Origin of the sequence: Streptomyces sp. IBSBF 3136, assembly GCF_036815105.1 — a bacterium.
Classification (GTDB): Bacteria; Actinomycetota; Actinomycetes; order Streptomycetales; family Streptomycetaceae; genus Streptomyces.
On record NZ_JAJSZC010000031.1, the window covers coordinates 24,121 to 50,053 of the forward strand.

Below are 25,933 nucleotides of genomic sequence, written 5' to 3' on the forward strand. Positions count from 1 at the left end.
GACGGAGAGCGCAGGACCCTCATGGTGCAGATCAAGACCCCCGAGCAGATCGCCAAGATGCGTGCGGCGGGATTGGTCGTCGCCGCGCTCCACGCGGCCACCCGGGAGGCGGCCGTGCCGGGCGCCAGCACCAGGGACCTGGACGAGGTCGCCCGCAAGGTGCTCGCCGAGCACGGCGCCAAGTCGAACTTCCTCGGCTACGGCGGCTTCCCCGCCACCATCTGCACCTCGGTCAACGACGTGGTCGTCCACGGCATCCCCTCCGAGGACGTCGTCCTGAAGGACGGCGACATCATCTCCATCGACTGCGGCGCGATCGTCGACGGCTGGCACGGCGACGCGGCCTACACCGCGTTCGTGGGCTCCGGTCACGCCCCGGAGCTGATCGAGCTGTCCCGGGTGACGGAAGAGTCGATGTGGGCCGGTATCGCGGCCATGAAGCAGGGCAATCGCCTGGTGGACGTCTCCCGGGCCATCGAGACGTACATCCGCCGCCAGCCCAAGCCCGGCGGCGGCAAGTACGGGATCATCGAGGACTACGGCGGCCACGGCATCGGCACCGAGATGCACATGGACCCGCACCTGCTGAACTACGTCGACCGCCGCCGCGGAAAGGGCCCCAAGCTGGTGCCCGGCTTCTGCCTCGCGATCGAGCCGATGGTCTCCCTCGGCACCCCGCGCACCGAGGTCCTGTCCGACGACTGGACGGTCATCACCACGGACGGCACCTGGTCCTCGCACTGGGAGCACTCGGTCGCGCTCACCGAAGCGGGCCCCCTGGTCCTGACGGCTCCCGACGGCGGCCGGGCGAAGCTCGCCGAGTACGGCGTCACGACCGCTCCCGACCCTCTTGCATGAGGATCTCCGTCACGGGGCAGACTTCCCCGATTCGTGTTTCCGGGTGCGCTGACGTAGACTGACTCGTCGGCTCTCGTGCACCCGCATGTCCGCATGCGCTCGCAGCCGCCCATCGGGGCGGCCCAGAGAGTCGATCAAGGTAGTCGATTCGAAGGGCGAAGCGTGGCCAAGAAGCAAGGTGCCATCGAGATCGAGGGCACTGTCGTCGAGTCTCTGCCGAACGCCATGTTCAAGGTCGAGCTCCAGAACGGCCACCAGGTCCTGGCACACATCAGCGGCAAGATGCGTATGCACTACATCCGTATCCTCCCTGACGACCGGGTCGTGGTGGAGCTGTCTCCTTACGACCTGACGCGTGGCCGGATCGTCTACCGCTACAAGTAGATCTTGCCCGCGCCCCGGGCCTCCCGGAGCGATGGCACTGACCCGGAGAACCTCACCAATGAAGGTCAAGCCGAGCGTCAAGAAGATCTGCGACAAGTGCAGGGTGATCCGCCGTCACGGTCGGGTCATGGTCATCTGCGATAACCCGCGCCACAAGCAGCGCCAGGGCTGACGCACGACCGATCCCTCTGCATTCATCGCAGAGTTTCGCGCGACGCAAGCTGAATTGTTCATACGCAGAACCCGAGCCCCTGGGCTCGACACCCCCGGTTCGGAGGCCGGGGACCCGGTTCGTACCTGGTACGGCGGCCGGGAACCGGTTCTGCGGAAGACCTCCGAAGATTCACCAGGAGCCATTGAATGGCACGCGTTTCCGGTGTTGACATCCCGCGCGAAAAGCGCGTGGAGGTCGCCCTCACCTATGTGTTCGGCATCGGCCGGACCCTCTCCCAGCAGACGCTGGCGGAGACCGGTATCGACCCGAACACCCGCGTCCGTGACCTGACCGAAGAGCAGCTGGTCGCGATCCGCGAGTACGTCGACAACAACATCAAGACCGAGGGTGACCTCCGTCGCGAGATCCAGGCCGACATCCGCCGCAAGGTCGAGATCGGCTGCTACCAGGGTCTCCGTCACCGTCGTGGTCTGCCTGTCCGCGGTCAGCGCACCAGCACGAACGCCCGCACCCGCAAGGGCCCGCGTCGCGCCATCGCCGGCAAGAAGAAGCCGGGCAAGAAGTAGTCCTCAGCGGACAACGCTTCATCAGCGGTCTTCGCTGTAGGACCGACCACCTCCCCGTAGGAGTTTGTAGATGCCCCCCAAGGGTCGTCAGGGCGCTGCCAAGAAGGTGCGCCGCAAGGAAAAGAAGAACGTCGCTCACGGCCACGCGCACATCAAGAGCACGTTCAACAACACGATCGTGTCCATCACGGACCCGTCGGGCAACGTGATCTCCTGGGCCTCCGCCGGCCACGTCGGCTTCAAGGGCTCCCGGAAGTCCACGCCGTTCGCCGCGCAGATGGCCGCCGAGTCGGCTGCCCGCCGCGCCCAGGAGCACGGCATGCGCAAGGTCGACGTGTTCGTCAAGGGCCCGGGCTCCGGTCGTGAGACCGCGATCCGCTCCCTGCAGGCCACGGGCCTCGAGGTCGGCTCCATCCAGGACGTCACCCCGACCCCGCACAACGGCTGCCGTCCGCCGAAGCGTCGCCGCGTCTGACGCGTCGCTCTCGCGGCCAGCGGTACTCGGGCGGTACGGCTCCTTCGGGGCGTACCGCCCGTACCCTTGCAGTACCCGCACTTCTCACAGGTGCGGTTTCCGTCGGGCGTCAAATAGCGGGCGTCCACGAATGAAGGATCTGATCCACACATGCTGATCGCTCAGCGTCCCTCGTTGACCGAAGAGGTCGTCGACGAGTTCCGCTCCCGGTTCGTGATCGAGCCGCTGGAGCCGGGCTTCGGCTACACCCTCGGCAACTCCCTCCGCCGTACCCTCCTCTCCTCGATCCCCGGTGCCGCTGTCACCAGCATCCGGATCGACGGCGTGCTGCACGAGTTCACCACCGTGCCGGGCGTCAAGGAGGACGTCACCGACCTGATCCTCAACATCAAGCAGCTGGTCGTCTCCTCGGAGCACGACGAGCCGGTCGTGATGTACCTGCGCAAGCAGGGCCCGGGTCTGGTCACCGCCGCCGACATCGCGCCCCCGGCCGGTGTCGAGGTCCACAACCCCGACCTGGTCCTCGCCACGCTCAACGGCAAGGGCAAGCTGGAGATGGAGCTGACCGTCGAGCGCGGTCGCGGCTACGTCTCCGCCGTGCAGAACAAGCAGGTGGGCCAGGAGATCGGCCGTATCCCGGTCGACTCCATCTACAGCCCCGTGCTCAAGGTCACGTACAAGGTCGAGGCCACCCGTGTCGAGCAGCGCACCGACTTCGACAAGCTGATCGTCGACGTCGAGACGAAGCAGGCCATGCGTCCCCGTGACGCCATGGCGTCGGCCGGCAAGACCCTGGTCGAGCTGTTCGGTCTCGCCCGCGAGCTGAACATCGACGCCGAGGGCATCGACATGGGCCCGTCCCCGACGGACGCCGCCCTGGCCGCGGACCTGGCGCTGCCGATCGAGGAGCTGGAGCTCACCGTTCGGTCGTACAACTGCCTCAAGCGCGAGGGCATCCACTCCGTGGGTGAGCTCGTCGCCCGCTCGGAGGCCGACCTGCTCGACATCCGCAACTTCGGTGCGAAGTCGATCGACGAGGTCAAGGCGAAGCTGGCCGGCATGGGCCTGGCCCTCAAGGACAGCCCGCCCGGATTCGACCCCACCGCCGCCGCGGACGCCTTTGGTGCGGACGACGACGCGGATGCCGGTTTCGTCGAGACCGAGCAGTACTGAGCGCTCCGCGAGGAGCACCGGTTCTGCGGCTGCGGGCCGGCCGTGGCTGGTCGCGCAGTTCCCCGCGCCCCTATGGGGCGCGGGCCCTCCGGGTGTCTGAGAAGGCGCCCGGATCTTCGACAGACAACCGTCTGCTCGGATACTGACCTCGGTACCTGACACGGCCGGGGCAGACACACAGGAGAAGATAATGCCGAAGCCCACCAAGGGTGCCCGTCTGGGCGGCAGCGCCGCGCACGAGAAGCTGCTCCTCGCGAACCTCGCGAAGTCGCTGTTCGAGCACGGCCGCATCACCACCACCGAGGCGAAGGCCCGCCGCCTGCGCCCGTACGCCGAGCGTCTGGTCACCAAGGCGAAGAAGGGCGACCTTCACAACCGCCGTCAGGTGCTCCAGGTCATCACGGACAAGAGCATCGTCCACACGCTCTTCACCGAGATCGGCCCGCGGTACGAGAACCGTCCGGGTGGCTACACGCGCATCACCAAGATCGGTAACCGCCGTGGCGACAACGCGCCCATGGCCGTCATCGAGCTGGTCGAGGCGCTGACGGTGCAGCAGAAGGCCGTGGGTGAGGCCGAGGCCGCCACCAAGCGCGCGGTCAAGGAGGCCGACGAGACCCAGGTCGAGGAGACCAAGGTCGAGGACGCCGCCGAGGCTCCGGCCGAGGAGTCCAAGGACGCCTGAGGCTCTGCCTGACGCTGGAAAGCGGGTTCGCCCTTCGGGGCGGGCCCGCTTTCGCGTACTGAGAGGATCTGTCTGTGAGTGAAGTACAGCCCGGTCATGTCCGCGTCCGCCTCGACCTGTCCTACGACGGCTCCGGCTTCCACGGCTGGGCCAAGCAGGCCGGCGGCAAGCGGACCGTGCAGGGCGAGATCGAGGACGCCCTGCGCACGGTGACGCGGTCCAAGGAGACGTACGAGCTGACCGTGGCCGGGCGGACCGACGCCGGTGTGCACGCGCGCGGCCAGGTGGCGCACGTCGATCTGCCCGCCGAGCTGTGGGCCGAGCACCGCGAGAAGCTGCTCAAGCGGCTGGCCGGGCGGCTCTCCAAGGACGTGCGGGTATGGCGGGTCGGTGAGGCGCCGGACGGCTTCAACGCGCGCTTCTCGGCGATCTGGCGGCGCTACGCCTACCGGGTCACCGACAACCCCGGTGGCGTGGACCCGCTGCTGCGCGGCCATGTGCTGTGGCACGACTGGCCGCTCGACGTGGACGCCATGAACGAGGCCGCGCGGGCCCTGCTGGGGGAGCACGACTTCGCCGCGTACTGCAAGCGGCGCGAGGGCGCGACCACGATCCGCACGCTCCAGGAGCTGAGCCTGGTGCGGGGCGGCGACGGCGTCGTCACCGCCACGGTCCGGGCGGACGCGTTCTGCCACAACATGGTGCGCTCGCTGATCGGCGCGCTGCTGTTCGTGGGCGACGGGCACCGCGGGCCGGAGTGGCCCGGGAAGGTGCTGGCCGCGGGTGTGCGGGACTCCGCCGTACACGTCGTGCGCCCGCACGGGCTGACCCTGGAGGAGGTCGGCTACCCCGCCGACGACCTCCTGGCCGCCCGGAACAGGGAGGCCAGGAACAAGCGGTCGCTGCCGTCGGCGGGCTGCTGCTGAGCGCTACCGGTTCGCCGCCGAGGAGGCCTGGGCCTGGCCGCGGCGGTAGATCTGGTTCGCGGTGAACTGCTGGAGGTCGTCACCGGTGCGGAAGACGTCCGTGTCCTTCTTGGTGACGTTCTTGCCGTTGGTGAAGCCGCTGATCGTGAAGTAGGCGTAGCGGCCGTAGGCGTTGCGCGTGGAGCGGCAGATCGCGGCGTTGCAGAAGGGCTTGACGCCCTTGCCGGCCAGCGAGAGCACCATGCTCCGGCCGTCGGTCTGGCCCTTGGCCTTCTCGGCCTGGGCCGCCGTGTCGAAGACGGCGACGCCGACGGTGACGGCGACCCCGTCCTTCACGTAGCTGGCCCGCAGCAGCCGGGTGCAGCCGTTGGCGGTGAGGATCTTGGGCAGGGTGCCGTCGGCGCCGGTGGAGCAGTTCTTCGCGTCCGCCGTGGCGCCCTTCTTGTACACCGTGTCGCCCACGGTGAGCTGCGTGCCCGGGAAGAGCGTCTCGGGGCTCAGCGGCGCGGTGTCCTTCTTGGCGCTGGATATGAAGTCCTTCGGGTCCAGCGGCGGCGGGGCGCTGGTCGGAGCGAAGGACGGCGCCGTGGCGGAGCCGCTGGGCAGCGAGGCGGTCGCGGGCAGGCTGGTGGGGTTGCCGGAGGCGTTGTCGTCCCCGTTCGCGGACACGACGGCCATCGCCACGGCGGTCCCGACGCCGATCGTGGCGAGCACACCGCCGCCGATGAAGAGCAGCCTGCGGCGCTTGTTCCGCGTCTCCGATGCCTCGGCGAGCGCGGCCCAGTCCGGAGTCCCGTCGTCGCCGCCGCTGCTCCACGGCTGCTGGGAATTAGGTTTCCAGGGATCCCACTGAGACTGGGGTCCCCCCTGCCCGTAACTCATGGGGCGCATCTTAGACGTGGGTTCCGGGGTACAGGACCGCGTCGGTCGGCATGCCGCGTTTGTCCGCCGACATGAGGGGGAAGGGCCTCGTTTTGACCCGTCCGGGCCCGTGCAGGTAACCTGCTTCTTCGTTGTGTATTGGCTTGCTCATTCTCACGGGACGGGCCCTTACACCGGTCCACCGGGCCGATGACCAGCGACCAGCACGCGGTTTGCGTCAACCGTGGTGCGGTCAGGGCTGTCGTGATCGTTTCGGTGACCTGTTCAGGACCATTCACTCGAAGCGAAGGCTACGAACCGTGCGTACGTACAGCCCCAAGCCCGGCGATGTGACGCGCCAGTGGCACGTCATCGACGCTCAGGACGTCGTCCTGGGTCGTCTCGCCACGACCGCCGCGTCCCTTCTGCGGGGCAAGCACAAGCCGATCTACGCCCCCCACGTCGACACCGGTGACTTCGTCATCATCATCAACGCCGACAAGGTGCACCTGTCCGGCAACAAGCGGACCCAGAAGATGGCGTACCGCCACTCCGGCTACCCGGGTGGTCTGCGCTCCGTCCGTTACGACGAGCTGCTCGACAAGAACCCCGAGAAGGCCATCGAGAAGGCCGTCAAGGGCATGCTCCCCAAGAACACGCTGGGCCGTCAGATGCTCTCGAAGCTGAAGGTCTACAAGGGTGACGTGCACCCGCACGCTGCGCAGCAGCCGGTGCCGTTCGAGATCACCCAGGTCGCGCAGTAAGTCCGGCCGCCCCCTAAGACTGAACAGAATCTTCTGAGGAGAATCGTGGCCGAGACCACTGCCGAGCAGCCGCTCGAAGAGCTTGACATCGACAGCTACACCACGGAGTCGGACGTCCCCGTCGAGGGCGAGTACACCTCCGAGTCCCTCGCGTCCCGCTTCGGTGAGCCCCAGCCGGCCGCCGGCCTGGGCCGCCGCAAGAACGCCATCGCCCGTGTCCGGATCGTCCCGGGCACCGGCAAGTGGAAGATCAACGGTCGCACCCTCGAGGACTACTTCCCGAACAAGGTGCACCAGCAGGAAGTCAACGAGCCCTTCAAGGTGCTCGAGCTCGAGGGCCGTTACGACGTCATCGCCCGCATCGCGGGTGGCGGTGTCTCCGGTCAGGCCGGTGCGCTCCGTCTCGGTGTCGCCCGTGCGCTGAACGAGGCGGACGTCGACAACAACCGCGGCCCGCTGAAGAAGGCCGGCTTCCTCACGCGCGACGACCGTGCGGTCGAGCGCAAGAAGGCCGGTCTGAAGAAGGCCCGCAAGGCCCCGCAGTACAGCAAGCGCTAAACAGCAGCTGCCTGCTCGTACTCCGAACGCCCCGGCGGCACGCCACATGTGCCGTCGGGGCGTTCGTTTATCCCAGTCAAGGGCGTATAACGACACAAGACGCTCAAAGGCTTGTGTGATCGGATCGCATGGCGTCTGCCATCATTCCGGCAGCAAGGACGCTTCCTCAGGAGGACAAGTGGGACGACTCTTCGGCACGGACGGCGTGCGCGGTGTAGCCAACGCGGACCTGACCGCCGAGATGGCGCTCGGCCTGTCCGTCGCGGCGGCGCACGTGCTGGCCGAGGCGGGCACCTTCGAGGGCCACCGGCCGAAGGCCGTGGTCGGACGGGACCCGCGCGCGTCCGGGGAGTTCCTGGAGGCCGCCGTGGTGGCCGGCCTGGCGAGCGCCGGCGTGGACGTGCTGAGCGTCGGCGTGCTGCCGACGCCCGCGGTCGCGTACCTGACCGGCGCGCTCGGCGCCGACCTCGGTGTGATGCTCTCCGCCAGCCACAACGCCATGCCGGACAACGGCATCAAGTTCTTCGCGCGCGGTGGCCACAAGCTCGCCGACGAGCTCGAGGACCGCATCGAGGGCGTCTACGAGTCCCACCGCCACGGCGAGCCCTGGGAGCGGCCCACCGGCGCCGGGGTGGGGCGCGTGCGGTCGTACGACGAGGGCTTCGAGCAGTACGTCGGCCATCTGCTGTCGGCGCTGCCGAACCGTCTCGACGGTCTGAAGATCGTGCTCGACGAGGCGCACGGCGCGGCCGCGAGTGTCTCGCCTGAGGTGTTCACCCGGGCCGGCGCGCAGATCGTCACCATCGGCGCCGAGCCGGACGGGCTCAACATCAACGACGGCTGCGGCTCCACCCACCTGGGCAAGCTGAAGGCCGCGGTCGTCGAGCACGGCGCGGACTTCGGCGTCGCGCACGACGGGGACGCCGACCGCTGCCTGGCCGTGGACCACACCGGTGAGGAGATCGACGGCGACCAGATCCTGGCCGTGCTGGCGATGGCGCTGCGCGAGCGCTCGGAGCTGCGCTCCGACACCGTCGTCGCCACGGTCATGTCCAACCTGGGCTTCAAGCTGGCCATGGAGCGGGTGGGCATCCGGCTCGTGCAGACGGCCGTGGGCGACCGGTACGTGCTGGAGGAGATGAAGCAGCACGGCTTCGCCCTGGGCGGCGAGCAGTCCGGGCACGTGATCGTCCTCGACCACGCGACGACCGGTGACGGCACGCTGACCGGTCTGCTGCTGGCGGCGCGGGTGGCCGAGACCGGCCGTACGCTGCGGGAGCTTGCGTCCGTGATGGAGCGGCTGCCGCAGGTCCTGATCAACGTGCCGGACGTGGACAAGTCCCGGGTGAAGACCTCGGCCGACCTGGCCGCCGCCGTCGCCGACGCCGAGCGTGAGCTGGGGGAGACCGGCCGGGTGCTGCTGCGTCCCTCCGGCACCGAGCCGCTGGTGCGGGTGATGGTGGAGGCCGCCGACATCGACCAGGCCCGGTCGGTCGCCGGCCGGCTGGCCGACGCGGTGAAGTCGGCGCTGGGCTAGGGCCTGCCGCGAGAGCGGTCCTCTGCCGTGCCGGCCGCCCTTCGGGCGGCGAGGCCACTTTCGCGACTGGCCCTCAGTCCGGTCGCGGGGTGCGCTCGCGCTGCACGGCCCAGAACCACTTCTGGGCGAGCAGCGTGAGCGTGCCGGCGACGACGATGCCGAGCAGGTTCAGCAGCAACTGCTCCGTCGAACGCGCGGCCTGGTTGTCGTCGCCGTACATCAGGGCCACGGCCGCGTTGGCGGCGGCCGGCACGGTCGTCACGGAGATGGCGACACCGACCAGGGCATCAGACTTGGCGGACGTCAGCGACAGCGTGCCGGCGGCCCCGGCGAGGACGGCCACCACGAACGAGAACCAGTCCGGGGCGTAGATGAACCCGGTGTTGGGCCGCTCCGCCTCCAGCCGCGCCTTGCTGAACAGTCCCACCGCGTCCATGAAGAGGCTGAACGCCGAGGTCAGCAACATGGCTGCCGCGAAGCCCACCAGCAGTGCGATCAGTGAGCGCAGCGCCAGTCGTGGGGCCCGCCGCACCACCGCCGTGCAGATCCCGGCCAGCGGCCCGAACTCCGGCCCCACCGCCATCGCGCCCACGATCAGGATCGCGTTGTCCAGCACCACGCCACAGGCCGCGATCATGGTGGCCAGGGTGATGAAGGCGACGTAGGTCACCGACAGCGTCGACTCCTCGTGCGTCGCCTCGCTCAGGTGCTCCCACAGCACGGCGTCGGCACTCTCCCCGGGCGCCTCCGCCTCGGCCTTGTCGGCCCGCTCGGACAGCGACAGGTCGATGTTCTCCACGGCGATGGAGCCGGTGTTCCCGATGCCCAACCGCTGCAGCCCCGTCAGCAGTTCGTCGCCCGCCTCGCGGGCCACGTCGCACATCACGACGTCCCCGGCCGGGGTGCGGGCGGCGCCGGGGACGACGGCGAGATGTGTGGTGCCGACCGTCTTCTCGATCAAGCGCACCACGTCGTCCGTCTTGTCGGACGGTGTGATCAGACGCAGATGCAGCATGCCCGCAGGGTAGCGGTCACAGCTTGCGCAGCCTCAGCCGCTGCACCTTGTGGTCCGGGCCCTTGCGCAGGATCAGGGTGGCGCGGCCGCGGGTGGGGGCGATGTTCTCCACCAGGTTGGGCTTGTTGATGGTGCGCCACAGCGTGCGGGCGTAGTCCAGGGCTTCCTCCTCGGAGACCTGGGTGTACTTGCGGAAGTAGGAGTCCGGCTTCTGGAAGGCCGTCTGGCGCAGCTTCTTGAAACGGCTGAGGTACCAGTGCTCGATGACGTCGGCGCCCGCGTCGACGTACACGCTGAAGTCGAAGAAGTCGGCGAGGCCGACCCGGGTGCGGCCGTCCTTGCCCGGCAGCGCGGGCTGGAGCACGTTGAGCCCCTCGACGATCAGGATGTCCGGGCGCCGCACGGTCAGCCGCCGGTCGGGGACGATGTCGTAGATCAGGTGTGAGTAGACGGGGGCGGTGACCTCCTCCTTGCCGGCCTTGATGTCGGCGACGAAGCGGGTCAGCGCGCGGCGGTCGTAGGACTCGGGGAAACCCTTCCGCGACATCAGGCCGCGGGCCTCCAACTCCTCGGTGGGCAGCAGGAAGCCGTCGGTGGTGACCAGTTCCACGCGGGGGTGTTCCGGCCAGCGGGACAGCAGGGCCTGGAGCAGCCGGGCCACGGTGGACTTGCCCACCGCGACCGACCCGGCGACGCCTATGACGAACGGCGTGCCGGACTGGGAGCCCTTCTCCCCGAGGAACGTGTTCAGCGCCCCTCGCAGCCCGTCGGTGGCGCCGACGTACAGGTTGAGCAACCGGGAGAGCGGGAGGTAGATGTCCCGCACCTCGTCCAGGTCGATCACGTCACCCAGACCGCGCAGCTTCTCCACCTCCTCGGCGGTGAGCGGCAGCGGCGTCTTGTCGCGCAGCGCGCTCCACTCCGCACGGGTGAGGTCGACGTAGGGAGTCGCCTCCGGCCTTGGCCGGTGGGCGCTCCGGGGCATCGAGGAGACCGGTGAGATCACAGTCCATTGTTAACGGAGTTTGAACGGGGCGGCGGGGTGGGGTACGTCACGCCGCGCCTCCGGTGCGTCCATGAGGGACACCCCACGCCCCTCAGGAATTTCCGATTTCGGGCACGCTGTGACCCGTTGGGGAGCGGTGTGGGTCGTAGGCTGCCGCGCATGTGCGGAATCGTGGGATACGTGGGGTCGCAGTCGGCGCTCGATGTCGTGATGGCCGGCCTGAAGCGGCTGGAGTACCGGGGGTACGACTCGGCCGGGGTCGCCGTGCTGGCGGACGGTGGGCTCGCCGCGGCGAAGAAGGCCGGGAAGCTGGTCAACCTGGAGAAGGAGCTCGTCGACCGGCCGCTGCCGGCGGGGTCGACGGGCATCGGCCACACCCGGTGGGCCACCCACGGCGGACCCACGGACGCGAACGCCCATCCGCACCTGGACAACGCGGGCCGCGTCGCGGTCGTCCACAACGGCATCATCGAGAACTTCGCGCTGCTGCGCGCCGAACTCGCCGAGCGTGGCCACGAGCTGACCTCCGAGACGGACACCGAGGTCGTCGCCCACCTCCTCGCCGAGGAGTTCTCCTCCTGCGCCGATCTGGCGGAGGCCATGCGGCTGGTGTGCCGGCGTCTGGAGGGCGCGTTCACCCTGGTCGCCGTGCACGCGGACGCGCCGGACCTGGTGGTGGGCGCCCGCCGCAACTCCCCGCTCGTGGTCGGTGTCGGAGAGGGCGAGGCGTTTCTCGCCTCCGACGTGGCCGCGTTCATCGAGCACACCCGCTCGGCCATCGAACTGGGCCAGGACCAGGTGGTGGAGCTGCGCCGGGACGGCGTGACGGTGACCGGATTCGACGGCCGTGAGGCGGACGTCCGCTCGTACCACGTCGACTGGGACGCCTCGGCCGCCGAGAAGGGCGGCTACGACTACTTCATGCTCAAGGAGATCGCCGAGCAGCCGAAGGCGGTCGCCGACACGCTGCTGGGTCGGATCGACGCGGCCGGCTCGCTGACCCTGGACGAGGTGCGGATCTCCCCCTCGGAGCTGCGCGAGGTGGACAAGGTCGTCATCGTCGCCTGCGGCACCGCCTTCCACGCCGGGATGATCGCCAAGTACGCCATCGAGCACTGGACCCGCATCCCCTGCGAGGTGGAGCTGGCGAGCGAGTTCCGCTACCGGGACCCCATCCTGGACGGCCGCTCGCTGGTCATCGCCATCTCCCAGTCCGGCGAGACCATGGACACCCTGATGGCGCTGCGGCACGCCCGCGAGCAGGGTTCCAAGGTGCTGGCGATCTGCAACACCAACGGCTCGACGATCCCGCGCGAGTCGGACGCCGTGCTGTACACGCACGCCGGGCCGGAGGTGGCCGTCGCCTCCACCAAGGCGTTCCTGACCCAGCTCGTGGCCTGCTACCTGGTGGCGCTGTACCTCGGCCAGGTGCGGGGCACCAAGTGGGGCGACGAGATCCGTGCCGTCATCCGGGACCTGTCCCAGATCTCGGGCGAGGTCGAGCGCGTGCTGGAGACCATGGAACCGGTGCGGTCGCTCGCCCGCTCCCTGGCCACCAAGAACACGGTGCTGTTCCTGGGCCGGCACGTCGGCTACCCGGTCGCCCTCGAAGGCGCCCTGAAGCTGAAGGAACTCGCCTACATGCACGCCGAGGGCTTCGCGGCGGGCGAGCTGAAGCACGGCCCGATCGCGCTGATCGAGGAGGACCTGCCGGTGGTCGTGGTGGTCCCCTCACCGCGCGGACGGTCCGTGATCCACGACAAGATCGTCTCCAACATCCAGGAGATCCGGGCCCGCGGGGCGCGGACGATCGTGATCGCGGAGGAGGGCGACGAGGCGGTGGTCCCGTACGCGGACCACCTGATCCGGATCCCGGCCACCCCCACCCTGCTCCAGCCACTGGTGGCCAGCGTGCCCCTCCAGGTGTTCGCCTGCGAACTGGCCACGGCCCGCGGCAACGAGGTGGACCAGCCGCGCAACCTGGCCAAGTCCGTGACGGTCGAGTGAGGCGCCGCCGGGCCTACGCTGTCGCCCATGGCCGCAGCTGAGTCGTACCGGGTGGACCCCGGCGTCGAGGTACCCGTTCCCGCGCCGGGCGAGCTGTGGGCCGTCGGGGCCGTCATCCTCGGCCCCGGCGGTGCCTTCGCGCAGAAGCGGAGCCCACTGCGGCGGCTGTTCCCCGACTCCTGGGACATCGTGGGCGGCCATGTCGAGCCGGGGGAGGCCCTCCTGGACGCCCTCGCACGGGAGGTCGAGGAGGAGACGGGGTGGCGCCTGAGCCGGGTGCGCCGCCACCTGGGCACCACCACCTGGCACGGCGACGACGGCCTCGGACTGCGGCACGAGGCCGACTATCTCGTGGACGTCGAGGGCGACCTGGACCGTCCCGCCCTCGAACGGTCCAAGCACACCGCCTACGACTGGTTCGGCCCCGGCGACCTCGAACGCCTCAAGGAGAACCGCCGTCCCGGCGAGTTCCTCGTCCACGACCTCGTCGCCCGGGCGCTGCGCCAGGAGCCCTAGTCCGTCGGCCCGTCGGCCCGTCCGCCCGTCGGCCCGTCGGTCGCGAGCGGGGTGGGCGGCCGTCGCGGTGCCGCTGCCCGCCGTAGGCTGCCCCGCATGAGCATCATCGGGGTCGGAATCGACGTCGCCGAGATCGACCGGTTCCGGGCATCGCTGGACCGGACGCCTGGGCTGGCCGATCGGCTGTTCGTCAAGAGCGAGTTGCTGCTGCCCAGCGGCGAGCGGCGCGGCATCGCGTCCCTCGCGGCGCGGTTCGCGGCCAAGGAGGCACTGGCCAAGGCGCTGGGCGCCCCGCCGGGGCTGCACTGGACCGACGCCGAGGTGTACGTCGAGGACAGCGGGCAGCCCCGGCTGCGGGTCACGGGCACGGTGGCCGCGAAGGCGGCCGAACTCGGCGTGCGGTCCTGGCACGTGTCGCTCAGTCATGACGCGGGTGTCGCCTCGGCGGTGGTGGTCGCGGAGGGGTAGCGCGCTCGGCCGACCTCTGGGCCGGTCCGGGTGGTCCGAGTGTGGGCGACCGTCCTTCCGGGGCAGACTCGATGCCATGCGTACTGCGTACAGCGTGGAGACGGTAAGGGCGGCCGAACGGGCGTTGATGGCGCGGCTGCCGGAGGGAGCGCTGATGCAGCGGGCCGCCGCAGGGCTGGCGGCCGCCTGCGCCGACCTGCTCGGGCGGGTGTACGGCAGCCGGGTGGTGCTGCTCGTGGGCAGCGGGGACAACGGCGGCGACGCGTTGTACGCGGGCGCGCGGCTCGCCCGGCGGGGCGCGGGGGTCACGGCCGTACTGCTCGCGCCCGGGCGCACCCACTCCCCGGGGCTCGCCGCGTTGCGGCGCGCCGGAGGCTCCGTCGCGGCACCGGGTTCCGAGGAGGAGCTGATCGAGCGGGCCGACCTCGTCCTCGACGGCATCGTCGGTATCGGGGGCAAGGGCGGGCTGCGGCCGGACGCCGAGGCGCTGGCCACGGTGGTGGGGCGGTCGCGGGCGGCGGTCGTCGCCGTGGACCTGCCGAGCGGGGTGGAGGCGGACACCGGCGAGGTGCGCGGGGCCGCGATCCGGGCCGACCTCACCGTCACCTTCGGTACGCACAAGCCGGGGCTGCTGGTCGACCCGGCGCGTGAGCACGCCGGTTCGGTCCGGCTGGTCGACATCGGGCTCGAACTGCCGCCCGGGGCCGAGTTGGAGGCGTTGCAGCACGCCGACGTGGCGCGGCTGCTGCCGTCCCCGGCGGTGGAGAGCGACAAGTACCGGCGGGGCGTAGTCGGGATCGCCGCGGGCTCGGCGCGGTACCCGGGGGCCGCCGTGCTCGCCGTGTCCGGGGCGCTGCGCGGTGGCGCGGGCGCCGTGCGGTACGTCGGGCCCGCCGGGGACGCCGTCCTCGCGCGGTTCCCGGAGACCCTGGTGTCGGACGGGGGTCCGGACCGGGCGGGGCGGGTGCAGGCGTGGGTGGTCGGGCCCGGCGCCGGGGACGACGCGGCGACCGTGGCGGAGGTGCTGGCCGCCGAGGTGCCGGTGCTGGTCGACGCCGACGGGCTGCGGCTGGCGGAGCGGGACGCGGTGCGCTCGCGCACGGCACCGACGCTGATGACCCCGCACGCCGGTGAGGCGGCCGCGCTGCTCGGGGTGCGGCGCGAGGAGGTCGAGGCGGCCAGGCTGGCCTCGGTGCGGGAACTGGCCGCCGTCTACCGGGCGACCGTGCTGCTGAAGGGGTCCACGACTCTGGTCGCCGACCCCGGCGGCGGGGCCGTGCGGGTGAACTCCACCGGGACCGGCTGGCTGGCCACCGCCGGAAGCGGGGACGTGCTGTCCGGACTCGCCGGCTCGCTGCTGGCGGCCGGTCTCCGCGCGCTCGACGCGGGCAGTGTCGCGGCCTACCTGCACGGGCTCGCGGGGCGGTTCGCGGCGCGGGGCGCGCCGGTGGGGGCACACGACGTCGCGGCGCGGATCCCGGAGGCGTGGCGGGACGTGTGGGACTAGGGCCTGTCGCGAGAGTGGCCCTCTGCCATGTTCGCAACAGGCCCTTGGGGCAGTTCGCGGTGCGGGCCGGTGGGCGTGGCCGGGTGCCCGGGGCCGAAGCCGCGCGGGGGCGCTCCGCAGGCTCCGCTGACCACGCGGGTCCGGCCGGTCCCGCCGGTCCCGCCGGTCCGGCCGGTCCGGCTGGTCCCGCCGGCCGTACACAGCCGAGGCATCGCGCGCAGTCCGGGCGGCTCCGGGCGGCGTGACGGTCCTTGGGTCACGGCGTCACCGCCGGTCCCGGCGGAGCCGGTTGGGCGGCCGGGCGGCGGCGTGCGGGCGGGTACCGGACACCGCGCCGGGGCCCGCGCGGCCCTCTGAGAGACTGGGGGCGCCATGAGTGAGACTTCAGCTGTGCCGACCGCGCCCCTGCGCGCCCGGGCCGAGATCGATCTGGCCGCCCTGCGGGCCAATGTGCGGGCCCTGCGTGCCCGGGCGGAGGGCGCGGCCCTTATGGCCGTCGTCAAGTCCGACGCCTACGGCCACGGGGCGCTGCCCTGCGCCCGCGCTGCCGTCGAGGCGGGCGCCACCTGGCTCGGCACCGCCACGCCGGAGGAGGCCCTCGCGCTGCGCGCCGCGGGTCTGGACACCCGCGTGCTGTGCTGGCTGTGGGTGCCCGGCGGACCGTGGCGGCAGGCGATCGAGGCGGACATCGACGTCTCGCTCAGCGGGCTGTGGGCCCTGCGCGAGGTGACGGAGGCGGCCCGGGAGGCCGGCCGGCCCGCGCGGGTGCAGCTGAAGGCCGACACGGGGCTCGGGCGCAACGGCTGCCAGCCCGCCGACTGGCCCGAACTCGTCGGTGAGGCACTGCGGGCCGAGCGCGACGGACTGGTCCGGATCACCGGCCTGTGGTCGCACTTCGCGTGCGCCGACGAACCGGGGCACCCCTCCATCGCGGCCCAGCTCGCCCGGTTCCGGGAGATGCTGGCGTACGCGGAGGAGCAGGGCGTGCGCCCGGAGGTCCGGCACATCGCCAACTCCCCGGCCACGCTGACCCTCCCGGAGACCCACTTCGACCTCGTCCGGCCCGGCATCGCCATGTACGGCGTCTCGCCCAGTCCGGAGATCGGCGCCCCGACCGACTTCGGGCTGCGGCCGGTGATGACGCTGAGCGCGTCGCTGGCGCTGGTCAAGCACGTGCCGGGCGGCCACGGGGTCAGCTACGGCCACCACTACGTCACCCCCGGCCCGACCACGCTCGGCCTCGTTCCCGTCGGCTACGCGGACGGTGTGCCCCGGCACGCCTCCGGCAGCGGTCCGGTGCTGGTCGACGGCAAGTGGCGGACGGTCGCCGGGCGGGTGGCCATGGACCAGTTCGTGGTCGACCTCGGCGGCGACGAGCCCCCGGTCGGCACGGAGGCCGTGCTGTTCGGGCCCGGCGACCGCGGTGAGCCCACCGCCGAGGACTGGGCCCAGGCCTGCGGCACGATCGCGTACGAGATCGTCACGCGGATCGGAACGCGCGTTCCTCGCGTCTATGTGGACAGGGAACAAGAGGGGTAGCCCCTTCGGGGGACCGCGGCACGTGGGTTGCCCCTGTTCCGTCGGTGAACCGAACAGCACGGACGGGCACGGACGGGCACGGACGGCGGTGACCACGCCGCCTGCGTGGACGGCATGTGCACCACAGCGGCACCACCGGCAGCACGGGCACCACCTGCACCACCTGCACCACAAGCACCATCTGCACCACAAGCATCACCTGCACCACCTGTTTCATCACCCGGCGAACTGCAGTACGGCGAAGAGGAGCGGTACGTGAGCGAGAGCAGTGCGGAGGCCGTGGCGGACGTCGTCGCCTCGGCGGCCGTCGCCTCCGTCACCGCGGGGGCGGGCGGGAGCTGGCGCAGGGCGACCGGTATCGCCGGTGCCGCGATAGGCGTCCTGGCCGCGGGCGCGGCCGCCGGCGTGGCCGTCGAGCGGATGACGGTGGGGCGCGGGATGCGCCGCAAGGCCCGTCTCGCGCTGGACTCGACGGGCCCCTACGGCACTCTGCGCGGCACCCCCGGCAAGGCGTACTCCGACGACGGCACCGAGCTGTACTACGAGGTCGACGACGTCGAGCCCGACCCCGGCACCGGTGTCTCCCCGCGCCGCCGCAGGCTGTTCGGACGCAAGGCGCCCGCCCCGGTCACCGTCGTCTTCTGCCACGGCTACTGCCTCAGCCAGGATTCCTGGCACTTCCAGCGCGCGGCCCTGCGCGGCGTCGTCCGGACCGTGCACTGGGACCAGCGCAGCCACGGCCGGTCCGGGCGGGGCGTGGCCCAGACCCAGCAGGACGTGCCGCTCACCATCGACCAGCTCGGCCGCGACCTGAAGGCGGTCATAGACACGGCCGTGCCGGACGGCCCGATCGTGCTGGTCGGCCACTCCATGGGCGGGATGACGACGATGGCGCTGGCCGCCCAGTACCCGGAGCTGATCCGGGACCGGGTGGTGGCCACCGCGTTCGTCGGCACCTCGTCCGGGCGGCTCGGCGAGGTCAACTTCGGGTTGCCCGTCGCCGGCGTCAACGCGGTGCGCCGGATACTCCCGGGGGTGCTGAAGGCGCTCGGGCAGCAGGCGGAGCTGGTGGAGAAGGGGCGCCGGGCCACCGCCGACCTGTTCGCCGGGATCATCAAGCGGTACTCGTTCGCGGGGCGGGACGTCGACCCGGCGGTCGCGCGGTTCGCGGAGCGGATGATCGAGTCCACACCGATCGACGTGGTCGCCGAGTTCTACCCGGCCTTCACCGACCACGACAAGACCGAGGCACTCGGCTGCTTCCGGGACGCCCCCGTGCTCGTGCTGGCCGGGGTGCAGGACCTGGTCACGCCCAGCGAGCACAGCGAGGCCATCGCGGACCTGCTCCCGGACGCCGAGCTGGTGCTGGTGCCGGACGCCGGGCACCTCGTCATGCTGGAGCACCCGGAAGTGGTCACCGACCGCCTCGCCGACCTGCTGACCCGCGCGGGCGCCGTGCCCGCAGGGGCTACCGTAAGTGGCTATGGAACAAGCAGCAGCTCCAGCAGCACCGCACGACCCCGCTGAGACCCGGCTGACCGTCACGTCCCCCGAGCAGATGCGGGAACTGGGCCGCCGGCTGGCGAAACTGCTGCGCGCGGGCGACCTGGTGATGCTCACCGGGGAGCTGGGTGCGGGCAAGACCACGCTGACCCGCGGCCTCGGCGAGGGGATGGGCGTGCGCGGCGCGGTCACCTCGCCCACGTTCGTGATCGCCCGGGTGCACCCCTCGCTCGGCGACGGCCCGCCGCTCGTGCACGTCGACGCCTACCGGCTCTCCGGCGGGCTCGACGAGATGGAGGACCTCGACCTGGACGTGTCCCTGCCCGACTCGGTGATCGTCGTGGAGTGGGGCGAGGGCAAGGTCGAGGAGCTGACCGAGGACCGGCTGCAGGTCGTCATCCACCGGGCCGTCGGGGACACCACGGACGAGGTACGGCACGTCACGGTGACCGGACTCGGCGGCCGGTGGGCGGACGCGGCCCTGGAGACGCTCGCGGCCTGAGCGGACCGGCGGCTCCGGACCGGCCGTGCGGTGGTGCCTTCCCGACGTCTTTCCGACAGGCCGTCGGGAAGTCATTGCGCAGGACGTACCGGGCGTGGTCACATGGTGTCCAGGCCGTGGTTAGGCGCGCCTAACCACGTACCGGCCCCGCACGTCAGGAGGCGTCCATGCCCGCTTCTCGACCCACGGCGCGACCGGCCGGGCCGCCCGTGCTCCCCGGGGTGTCCATGCGCGATCTGCTGGCTTCGTGCGCGGCCGCCGAACTGGTCTCCCGGCCGCCGAGCGCCCCCGAGCCGGCCCGCCCCGAGCCGCCGGCGAGTGAACACCGCGCGGCCGCGTAGCGGATCGCCGGGACGGTCGGCGGATCACCGCGACCGGAACGCTCGGCGGCTCACCGCGACCGGAACGCTCAGCGGATCACCACGACCGGAACGCCGATGGTGGCGAACCGCCACATCGCGTCGCCGTCCTCGCGCCGCTCCCGGATGCCACCCGTCTTCACGTCCGTCATGGCGGTGTCCGAGCCGGTGCCCACCGCCGCGCTGAACCCGATGGCCACCCCGTCCACGCTGGTGAAGCGGACGACGTGCTCGATCGGGGCGCCGTCCGTCCCGGTGGCCGTGTTGGAGCGGGACGTGACCCAGTAGAGGCCGACCGGCGGGTCCACGGAGCCCGGGTGCACCCCGAAGCCGCGCTGCACCCGGTCGCGGGCGTCGACCAGCCAGACGCGGTCGTCGTCCACCGAGTACACGACCCGTTCACCCTTGCCGGACCCGGTCGGCAGGGCCCCCGGATTGCCCCGGTCGCGCGGCGCCTTGCTGACGACCGCGGAGGGCGACGCGCTCGCCCCGGACTTCCCGCCCAGACCCGGCGGCACGGTCGCCGACGCCTGGTAGGCGAGGAATCCGACGGTTCCGACGGCCGCGGCGGTCAGGCCGGCCACGATCCCGGAGCTGGTCCCTGCCACGCGCGCCCACCTCTGCTTCGTGCCATATGTCGTACTTCGTACGAACCGTAGCAGTCGGTGACCGTCTGCCCCGGACGGCCATGCACGAGCGTCGGGCGCCGTAGGCTGTTCGCGTGCTCTTGCTCGCTCTGGATACCGCCACCCCCGCCGTCACCGTCGCGCTGCACGACGGCACGGACGTCATCGTCTCGTCGAGCCAGGTGGACGCGCGCCGGCACGGAGAGCTGCTGCTGCCGGCCGTCGACCGCGTCCTCGCCGAGGCGGGCCTCAAGCTGGAGGCCGTCACCGGGATCGCCGTCGGCGTCGGCCCCGGCCCCTACACCGGGCTGCGCGTGGGCCTGATGACCGCCGACACCTTCGGTCTCGCGCTCGGCGTCCCCGTGTACGGCCTGTGCACCCTGGACGCCCTCGCCTACGCCGCCGACATCGAGAAGGGCCCCTTCGTCGTGGCGACCGACGCCCGGCGCAAGGAGGTCTACTGGGCCACGTACGCCGACTCCCGCACCCGGCTGATCGAGCCGGCCGTCGACCGCCCCGCCGACATCACCGACCGGGTCGCGGGCCTCCCCGCGGTCGGCGCGGGCGCGCTGCTCTACCCGGACACGTTCCCGAGCGCCCACGAGCCCGAGCATGTGTCCGCCGCCGCCCTCGCCGCGCTGGCCGCCGAGCGTCTCGCGGCCGGTGACGAGCTGCCCGCCCCGCGCCCGCTGTACCTGCGCCGCCCCGACGCCCAGGTCCCCAAGAACTACAAGGTGGTCACCCCCAAGTGACGGAACCGGCAACCCCGAGCCTGCGCGAGATGCGCTGGTGGGACATCGACCCGGTCCTGGAGCTGGAGAAGGACCTGTTCCCCGAGGACGCCTGGTCCCGGGGGATGTTCTGGTCCGAGCTGGCCCACGCCCGGGGCCCCGAGGCCACCCGGCGGTACGTGGTGGCCGAGGACGGCGGCCGGATCGTCGGGTACGCGGGCCTCACCGCCTCCGGCGACCTCGGCGACGTCCAGACCATCGCGGTCGCCCGCTCCCAGCAGGGCACCGGCCTCGGTGGCCGGCTGCTCACCGAGCTGCTGAAGGCGGCCACCGCCTTCGAGTGCGCCGAGGTCATGCTGGAGTGCCGGGTCGACAACCTGCGCGCCCAGAAGCTCTACGAGCGCTTCGGCTTCGTGGCCATCGGCGTCCGGCGCGGCTACTACCAGCCGGGCAACGTGGACGCCCTGGTCATGCGCCTGACCACCGCACCCGACAGCGGCTCCGCCGCGGACTCCTCCCCAGTACAAGGAACCGAGATCAATGGCTGACGAACCACTCGTCCTCGGCATCGAGACCTCCTGCGACGAGACCGGCGTCGGCATCGTCCGCGGCACCACCCTGCTGGCGGACGCCATCGCCTCCAGCGTCGACGAGCACGCCCGCTTCGGCGGTGTCGTCCCCGAGGTGGCGTCCCGCGCCCACCTGGAGGCCATGGTCCCGACGATCGACCGCGCGCTGAAGGAGGCCGGCGTCTCCGTCAAGGACCTCGACGGCATCGCGGTCACGGCCGGCCCCGGTCTCGCCGGCGCCCTGCTGGTCGGCGTCTCGGCCGCCAAGGCCTACGCCTACGCGCTCGGCAAGCCCCTGTACGGCGTCAACCACCTCGCCTCGCACATCTGCGTGGACCAGCTGGAGCACGGCCCGCTGCCCGAGCCGACGATGGCCCTGCTGGTCTCCGGCGGCCACTCCTCCCTGCTGCTGTCCGAGGACATCACCTCCGACGTCCGCCCGATGGGCGCCACCATCGACGACGCGGCCGGCGAGGCCTTCGACAAGATCGCCCGGGTGCTGAACCTGGGCTTCCCCGGGGGCCCGGTCATCGACCGGTACGCCAAGGAGGGCGACCCGCAGGCGATCTCCTTCCCGCGCGGCCTGACCGGCCCGCGCGACCCCGCGTACGACTTCTCCTTCTCCGGTCTGAAGACGGCCGTGGCCCGCTGGATCGAGGCCAGGCGGGCGGCCGGTGAGGAGGTCCCGGTGCGGGACGTCGCAGCGTCCTTCCAGGAGGCCGTGGTGGACGTGCTGACCCGCAAGGCCGTGCGCGCCTGCAAGGACGAGGGCGTCGACCACCTGATGATCGGCGGCGGCGTCGCCGCCAACTCCCGGCTGCGCGTCCTCGCCCAGGAGCGCTGCGAGGCGGCCGGCATCCTGCTGCGCGTCCCGCGCCCCAAGCTGTGCACGGACAACGGGGCGATGGTCGCGGCCCTCGGCGCCGAGATGGTCGCCCGCAACCGGGCCGCCTCCGGCTGGGACCTGTCCGCCGACTCCTCGCTGCCGGTGACCGCCCCGCACGTCCCGGGCCACGACCACGTGCACGAGGTCAGCAAGGACAACCTGTACTCGTGACCGTCGCCCTGATGTGGGAGGCCCGCGCGGCCCAGGGCAGGGGCGGGGAACTGCTGGACTGGGCTCGCGCGCAGCCGCTCGATGCACCGCCGCTGCGCCGCGAGACCCTCCGCGCCCCCGGTGACCGGGTGCTGGTCATCACCTGGTGGGACGCGCCGTACGACGCCGACCTGCCGGAACTGCCCGAGCCCGACGGGGACTTGGTGACGCGCGCGGTGCACCGGTGGCGGTTCGAGTCGGTGGACGGGGAACAGCCGGACGCCTGAGTTGATACGCGGGCCCGTCGCCCGCTATGATCATCACACGCGAACGGCCGGAACACCGGCCCGGACGCAGTGCGTTGGTGGTCCAAGGAAAGACGCCCCGCTTCCTGCGGGGAAATGCAGGTGCAAGGCCTGCCCGGCGCTCCGTCGAACACCCCGCTCCCGGTCTCCCGGGAGCGGGGTGTTCTCGTTGCCGTCAGACCCGCCCGGCGTCGTGCGGCCGGACCGCCTCCGCCTCGGGGCCCTCGCCCTCCAGGCCGACGGCGGGAGCCGTCCGCCGCTCCCGCACCTGCGCGTACGCCATCAGGCCGAACAGCACCGCGAGCAGCACCGCGGACGAACCCGCCGTACCCAGGTCGAGGCCGCCCTTGGCGACCGGCTTGGTGAGGAAGTCGCCGGCCGTGGCGCCCAGCGGGCGGGTGAGCACGAAGGCGAACCAGAAGAGCAGGACGTTCGGCACCGCCGGCACCCGCATCAGCGCCACCAGGACCAGCAGCACACCGGTCACCAGCGCCGCGCCGCCCAGGTAGCCGAGCCCGGAGCTGTCGGAGAGGAAGTCGCCCATCGAGGTGCCGAGGGTGTTGGAGACGAGGATCGCCGACCAGAACAGGGCCTCGCCCCGGAAGCTGACGATCTCCGTGATCTGGAACGTCATCCCGCTCAGCTTCCAGCCGAGGAAGATCAGCAGCAGCAGCGAGACCAGGATCGCCGCGCCCTCCGGGTAACCGAGACCGAGGCCCTGCGGCCCCCAGCCCAGCTTCGTGGCGCCGTTCGAGAGGTACTTGGCGCTGGCGTCCCGGTTCATGAAGTCGGACATGGTGGTGCCGGCCATGGAGGTCGACAGGATCACCGTCCAGTAGAAGAACGGGTTGTAGCGCGAGGAGCGCAGCTGGACCACCAGCGTCACCACGAAGACCAGGAACAGGGCGATGGTGGTGAGGAAGTAGCCGAGCTTCAGCGTCTGCGAGAACAGGTCACCGGCCGTCTCGCCCAGGGTGGTGGCGGCGATCTTCATGACCCAGAACGCCAGAGTCACCTCGGGCAGTTTCTTCATCACGGACTTCGTCGTCGTCAAGGGTGCTCCTGTCGGTCTGGGGGAACCGCGGTCGGACCCAGACCCTGACAGCCGCAACCTGAACGCATCCTGAACACGTGCGTCCCGAGGTCTTGTGGAAGCGCCGTTTCTGTGGTTTCGCCCCCGCTCAGTCCGCCGCCCCCTCCACCACCTCGCAGCGCAGCCGCCGCTCCGGGCCCACGGTCCGTACCGGACCCGTCAGCCGCAGCCGGGCCGTGTGCCGCACCTCCGCGCTCGACGGCCCGAGGCGCAGCTCCAGCGCCCCCGGTTCCACCACCCGGGCGCCCGTGCGGTCGGTGAAGGCCGACAGGTCGGCGTGGAAGCGGAAGGTCAGCCGCCGGGACTCGCCGGGGGCCAGTTCCAGCCGCCGGTAGCCGATCAGGCGCACGTCGGGGCGGGTCACCGACGCCACCGGGTCGTGCAGGTAGAGCTGCACGACCTCCGCGCCCGCGCGCCCACCCGTGTTGCGCACGGTGACCGGGAGGTCGTACGAGCCGTCCGTGCCCAGCTCGGTGACCTCGGCACCGGTCCCGCCCTCCCAGGCGAACGTGGTGTACGAGCGGCCGTGGCCGAAGGGGTACAGCGGGGTCGGGTCCAGGCTGCTGACCTCGCCCGCCAGGCCCAGCGGCGGCTGGAGGTAGGTCCAGGGCTGCCCGCCCGGCAGCCGCGGGACGCTCACCGGGAGCCGGCCGGAGGGGTTCACCCGCCCCGACAGGACCCCGGCGACCGCCGGGCCGCCCTCCTCGCCGGGGAAGAACGCCTGCACGACCGCGCCCAGCCGGCCGGCCCAGCGGCCCAGGGCGTACGGACGGCCGGTCAGCAGGACCAGGACGACCGGCACGCCCGTGGCGACCAGCGCGTCCAGCAGTTCGCCCTGCGCCCCCGGCAGGCGCAGGTCGGCCACGTCGCAGCCCTCGCCCGAGGTACCCCGGCCGAACAGGCCGGCCCGGTCGCCGAGGACCGCCACGCACACGTCCGCCTCCGCCGCCCGGGACACCGCCTCGGCGAAGCCCGCGGTGTCCGGGTCCGTGACCTCGCAGCCCTGCGCGAACGTCACCTTGGCGTCCGGGAGTTCGGTGCGCAGGGCCTCCAGGACGGTCGGGATCGCGATGCCCGTCGGGACCCCGGGGTGGTGGGGGAGCACGTGGCACGGGAAGGAGTAGCAGCCGAGCATCGCCAGCGGGTCCGCGGCGCGTGGGCCCACCACCGCGATCCGGGCGCCGGCAACCAGCGGGAGCAGCCCGCCGGGGTTGTCCAGCAGGATCACCGACTCCTCGGCCAGTCGGCGGGCCAGGGCGCGGTTGCCCGCCGAGTCGAGGTCGACGGGCCCCCGCGGTTCCGGCCGCCAGTCCTCGTCCAGCAGGCCCAGTTCGCACTTCTGGATCAGCACCCGGCGGGCCGCCCGGTCCACCAGCGCCTGCGGCACCCGGCCCGCGCGCACGGCGGCCACCAGCGGTTCGCCGTAGCACCGCAGCGTCGGCAGCTCGACGTCGATGCCCGCGGCGAGCGCCAGGTGCGCCGCCCCCGCCTCGTCCTCGGCGACCCGGTGCTGGGTCCTCAGGAAGCCGATGCCGTAGTAGTCGGCGACCACCGTGCCGGTGAAGCCCCACTCGTCGCGCAGGAGCGCGGTGAGCAGGTGCGGATCGGCGGAGACCGGCACACCGTCGGTCTCGGTGTACGAGGCCATCACCGAGCGCGCCCCGCCCTCCCGCAGCGCCATCTCGAACGGCGGCAGTGTCACGTCCGCGAACTCGCGCACGCCCGCCCGCACGGGAGCCAGGTTGCGGGCACCCGCCGAGGACGCGTACCCGGCGAAGTGCTTGAGCGTGGCGACGACCCCGGCCGACTCCAGGCCCCGCACATAGGCGGCGCAGACGGTGCCGACCAGGTACGGGTCCTCGCCGATCGTCTCCTCCACCCGGCCCCAGCGCGGGTCGCGGACCACGTCGAGGACGGGGGCGAGGCCCTGGTGGACGCCGACCGAGCGCAGGTCGTGGCCGATCCGCCGGCCCAGCTCCGCCACCAGGTCGGGATCGAAGGCCGCGCCCCAGGCCAGCGGCACCGGGTACGCCGTCGCGCCCCAGGCCGTGAAGCCCGCCAGGCACTCCTCGTGGGCCACCGCCGGGATGCCGAAGCGGCCCGCCGCGGTGATCCGGCGCTGGGGGGGCGCCCCCCCCCCCCCGCCCCCCCCCCGGCCCCCCCCCCCCGGGCGCAACGTGTTCGTCTTA

The 25,933-nt window shown here is 71.8% G+C and carries 29 protein-coding genes; 23 read left to right on the forward strand and 6 right to left on the reverse strand.

What is annotated here, in order from left to right:
- Positions 1 to 21: 21 nt before the first annotated feature.
- The 8 genes from map (at position 22) to truA (ending at position 5,242) form a co-directional block, all read left to right on the forward strand.
- Positions 22 to 858: a type I methionyl aminopeptidase gene (gene map, locus V7E45_RS09815; protein ID WP_333773705.1), complete on the forward strand. Its 837-nt coding sequence runs from the start codon at positions 22 to 24 to the stop codon at positions 856 to 858.
- 162 nt (positions 859 to 1,020) lie between these two features.
- On the forward strand, positions 1,021 to 1,242 hold the full coding sequence (gene infA, locus V7E45_RS09820) for a translation initiation factor IF-1 (RefSeq protein ID WP_003948620.1): 222 nt from the start codon (positions 1,021 to 1,023) through the stop codon (positions 1,240 to 1,242).
- Between the two features lie 58 nt (positions 1,243 to 1,300).
- Positions 1,301 to 1,414 (forward strand): 50S ribosomal protein L36, encoded by a 114-nt coding sequence (rpmJ, locus tag V7E45_RS09825; protein WP_003974245.1) that lies wholly within the window; start codon positions 1,301 to 1,303, stop codon positions 1,412 to 1,414.
- Between the two features lie 188 nt (positions 1,415 to 1,602).
- Positions 1,603 to 1,983: a 30S ribosomal protein S13 gene (rpsM, locus tag V7E45_RS09830; RefSeq protein WP_031167100.1), complete on the forward strand. Its 381-nt coding sequence runs from the start codon at positions 1,603 to 1,605 to the stop codon at positions 1,981 to 1,983.
- A 70-nt stretch (positions 1,984 to 2,053) separates the two neighbouring features.
- Positions 2,054 to 2,458, forward strand: a complete 405-nt coding sequence (gene rpsK / locus V7E45_RS09835) for a 30S ribosomal protein S11 (RefSeq protein WP_003956432.1) — start codon at positions 2,054 to 2,056, stop codon at positions 2,456 to 2,458.
- A gap of 150 nt (positions 2,459 to 2,608) precedes the next feature.
- Positions 2,609 to 3,631, forward strand: coding sequence for a DNA-directed RNA polymerase subunit alpha (locus V7E45_RS09840; protein WP_003966937.1), 1,023 nt, complete (start codon positions 2,609 to 2,611; stop codon positions 3,629 to 3,631).
- 190 nt (positions 3,632 to 3,821) lie between these two features.
- Positions 3,822 to 4,316 carry a 50S ribosomal protein L17 gene (rplQ, locus tag V7E45_RS09845; RefSeq protein WP_333773706.1) on the forward strand — a complete coding sequence of 165 codons (495 nt, stop codon included), beginning with the start codon at positions 3,822 to 3,824 and terminating at the stop codon, positions 4,314 to 4,316.
- 74 nt (positions 4,317 to 4,390) lie between these two features.
- On the forward strand, positions 4,391 to 5,242 hold the full coding sequence (gene truA, locus V7E45_RS09850) for a tRNA pseudouridine(38-40) synthase TruA (RefSeq protein ID WP_333773707.1): 852 nt from the start codon (positions 4,391 to 4,393) through the stop codon (positions 5,240 to 5,242).
- 3 nt (positions 5,243 to 5,245) lie between these two features.
- Here truA and V7E45_RS09855 read toward each other — a convergent pair whose 3' ends face one another.
- Positions 5,246 to 6,124 (reverse strand): hypothetical protein, encoded by an 879-nt coding sequence (locus tag V7E45_RS09855; protein ID WP_333773708.1) that lies wholly within the window; start codon positions 6,122 to 6,124, stop codon positions 5,246 to 5,248.
- Between the two features lie 299 nt (positions 6,125 to 6,423).
- Between V7E45_RS09855 and rplM the strand changes: the two genes are divergently transcribed.
- The 3 genes from rplM to glmM all read left to right on the forward strand — a co-directional run bounded on the left by rplM (position 6,424) and on the right by glmM (position 8,962).
- The gene (gene rplM / locus V7E45_RS09860; RefSeq protein ID WP_020941688.1) at positions 6,424 to 6,867 is read left to right on the forward strand and encodes a 50S ribosomal protein L13; all 444 of its coding nucleotides are present in this window, start codon (positions 6,424 to 6,426) and stop codon (positions 6,865 to 6,867) included.
- 45 nt (positions 6,868 to 6,912) lie between these two features.
- Positions 6,913 to 7,425, forward strand: a complete 513-nt coding sequence (gene rpsI / locus V7E45_RS09865; protein ID WP_333773709.1) for a 30S ribosomal protein S9 — start codon at positions 6,913 to 6,915, stop codon at positions 7,423 to 7,425.
- A gap of 178 nt (positions 7,426 to 7,603) precedes the next feature.
- Positions 7,604 to 8,962, forward strand: a complete 1,359-nt coding sequence (gene glmM / locus V7E45_RS09870) for a phosphoglucosamine mutase (protein WP_333773710.1) — start codon at positions 7,604 to 7,606, stop codon at positions 8,960 to 8,962.
- A gap of 73 nt (positions 8,963 to 9,035) precedes the next feature.
- Here the strand turns inward: glmM and V7E45_RS09875 are convergent, their stop codons facing one another.
- Positions 9,036 to 9,977, reverse strand: a complete 942-nt coding sequence (locus V7E45_RS09875) for a DUF389 domain-containing protein (RefSeq protein WP_333773711.1) — start codon at positions 9,975 to 9,977, stop codon at positions 9,036 to 9,038.
- Between the two features lie 16 nt (positions 9,978 to 9,993).
- Complete coding sequence (gene coaA / locus V7E45_RS09880) at positions 9,994 to 10,962, reverse strand: type I pantothenate kinase (RefSeq protein ID WP_443056000.1); 969 nt, start codon at positions 10,960 to 10,962, stop codon at positions 9,994 to 9,996.
- Between the two features lie 180 nt (positions 10,963 to 11,142).
- Here coaA and glmS point away from each other — a divergent pair, with 180 nt between their 5' ends.
- From glmS to V7E45_RS09920, 8 genes are all read left to right on the forward strand, one after another.
- A complete protein-coding gene (gene glmS, locus V7E45_RS09885) occupies positions 11,143 to 12,990 on the forward strand; it encodes a glutamine--fructose-6-phosphate transaminase (isomerizing) (protein WP_333773713.1) in 1,848 nt (615 codons plus the stop codon).
- A gap of 27 nt (positions 12,991 to 13,017) precedes the next feature.
- Positions 13,018 to 13,506 (forward strand): NUDIX domain-containing protein, encoded by a 489-nt coding sequence (locus V7E45_RS09890; RefSeq protein ID WP_333773714.1) that lies wholly within the window; start codon positions 13,018 to 13,020, stop codon positions 13,504 to 13,506.
- A 96-nt stretch (positions 13,507 to 13,602) separates the two neighbouring features.
- The gene (locus V7E45_RS09895; RefSeq protein WP_317444897.1) at positions 13,603 to 13,974 is read left to right on the forward strand and encodes a holo-ACP synthase; all 372 of its coding nucleotides are present in this window, start codon (positions 13,603 to 13,605) and stop codon (positions 13,972 to 13,974) included.
- 76 nt (positions 13,975 to 14,050) lie between these two features.
- Positions 14,051 to 15,481 (forward strand): NAD(P)H-hydrate dehydratase, encoded by a 1,431-nt coding sequence (locus V7E45_RS09900; protein ID WP_333773715.1) that lies wholly within the window; start codon positions 14,051 to 14,053, stop codon positions 15,479 to 15,481.
- 372 nt (positions 15,482 to 15,853) lie between these two features.
- Positions 15,854 to 17,020, forward strand: coding sequence for an alanine racemase (gene alr, locus V7E45_RS09905; RefSeq protein WP_333773716.1), 1,167 nt, complete (start codon positions 15,854 to 15,856; stop codon positions 17,018 to 17,020).
- Between the two features lie 255 nt (positions 17,021 to 17,275).
- The gene (locus V7E45_RS09910) at positions 17,276 to 18,547 is read left to right on the forward strand and encodes an alpha/beta fold hydrolase (protein WP_333773717.1); all 1,272 of its coding nucleotides are present in this window, start codon (positions 17,276 to 17,278) and stop codon (positions 18,545 to 18,547) included.
- Positions 18,504 to 19,025, forward strand: coding sequence for a tRNA (adenosine(37)-N6)-threonylcarbamoyltransferase complex ATPase subunit type 1 TsaE (gene tsaE, locus V7E45_RS09915; protein WP_333773718.1), 522 nt, complete (start codon positions 18,504 to 18,506; stop codon positions 19,023 to 19,025). The genes V7E45_RS09910 and tsaE overlap by 44 nt, the downstream gene beginning before the upstream one ends.
- A gap of 167 nt (positions 19,026 to 19,192) precedes the next feature.
- Entirely contained in the window at positions 19,193 to 19,366 is a 174-nt protein-coding gene (locus tag V7E45_RS09920) for a hypothetical protein (RefSeq protein ID WP_333773719.1), read from the forward strand.
- Positions 19,367 to 19,434: 68 nt separating this feature from the next.
- On the opposite strand, the gene V7E45_RS09925 is transcribed toward V7E45_RS09920, so the two are convergent.
- Positions 19,435 to 19,992, reverse strand: a complete 558-nt coding sequence (locus V7E45_RS09925; protein WP_333773720.1) for a hypothetical protein — start codon at positions 19,990 to 19,992, stop codon at positions 19,435 to 19,437.
- A gap of 113 nt (positions 19,993 to 20,105) precedes the next feature.
- Between V7E45_RS09925 and tsaB the strand changes: the two genes are divergently transcribed.
- Genes tsaB through V7E45_RS09945 form a run of 4 tightly spaced genes read left to right on the forward strand, consistent with a single transcriptional unit; the run spans position 20,106 to position 22,633 of the window.
- Positions 20,106 to 20,762: a tRNA (adenosine(37)-N6)-threonylcarbamoyltransferase complex dimerization subunit type 1 TsaB gene (gene tsaB, locus V7E45_RS09930; protein ID WP_333773721.1), complete on the forward strand. Its 657-nt coding sequence runs from the start codon at positions 20,106 to 20,108 to the stop codon at positions 20,760 to 20,762.
- Positions 20,759 to 21,289 carry a ribosomal protein S18-alanine N-acetyltransferase gene (gene rimI, locus V7E45_RS09935; protein ID WP_333773722.1) on the forward strand — a complete coding sequence of 177 codons (531 nt, stop codon included), beginning with the start codon at positions 20,759 to 20,761 and terminating at the stop codon, positions 21,287 to 21,289. The genes tsaB and rimI overlap by 4 nt, the downstream gene beginning before the upstream one ends.
- Entirely contained in the window at positions 21,282 to 22,367 is a 1,086-nt protein-coding gene (gene tsaD / locus V7E45_RS09940) for a tRNA (adenosine(37)-N6)-threonylcarbamoyltransferase complex transferase subunit TsaD (protein WP_333773723.1), read from the forward strand. Before rimI ends, tsaD begins: the two co-directional genes overlap by 8 nt.
- Positions 22,364 to 22,633, forward strand: a complete 270-nt coding sequence (locus V7E45_RS09945; RefSeq protein ID WP_333773724.1) for a hypothetical protein — start codon at positions 22,364 to 22,366, stop codon at positions 22,631 to 22,633. The genes tsaD and V7E45_RS09945 overlap by 4 nt, the downstream gene beginning before the upstream one ends.
- A gap of 193 nt (positions 22,634 to 22,826) precedes the next feature.
- Here the strand turns inward: V7E45_RS09945 and V7E45_RS09950 are convergent, their stop codons facing one another.
- Together V7E45_RS09950 and V7E45_RS09955 are read right to left on the reverse strand one after the other, a co-directional pair.
- The gene (locus tag V7E45_RS09950) at positions 22,827 to 23,705 is read right to left on the reverse strand and encodes a COG4705 family protein (protein ID WP_333773725.1); all 879 of its coding nucleotides are present in this window, start codon (positions 23,703 to 23,705) and stop codon (positions 22,827 to 22,829) included.
- A 127-nt stretch (positions 23,706 to 23,832) separates the two neighbouring features.
- A partial coding sequence (locus V7E45_RS09955; RefSeq protein ID WP_443055999.1) for a glycoside hydrolase family 3 N-terminal domain-containing protein occupies positions 23,833 to 25,933 on the reverse strand: 2,101 nt, incomplete at its 5' end.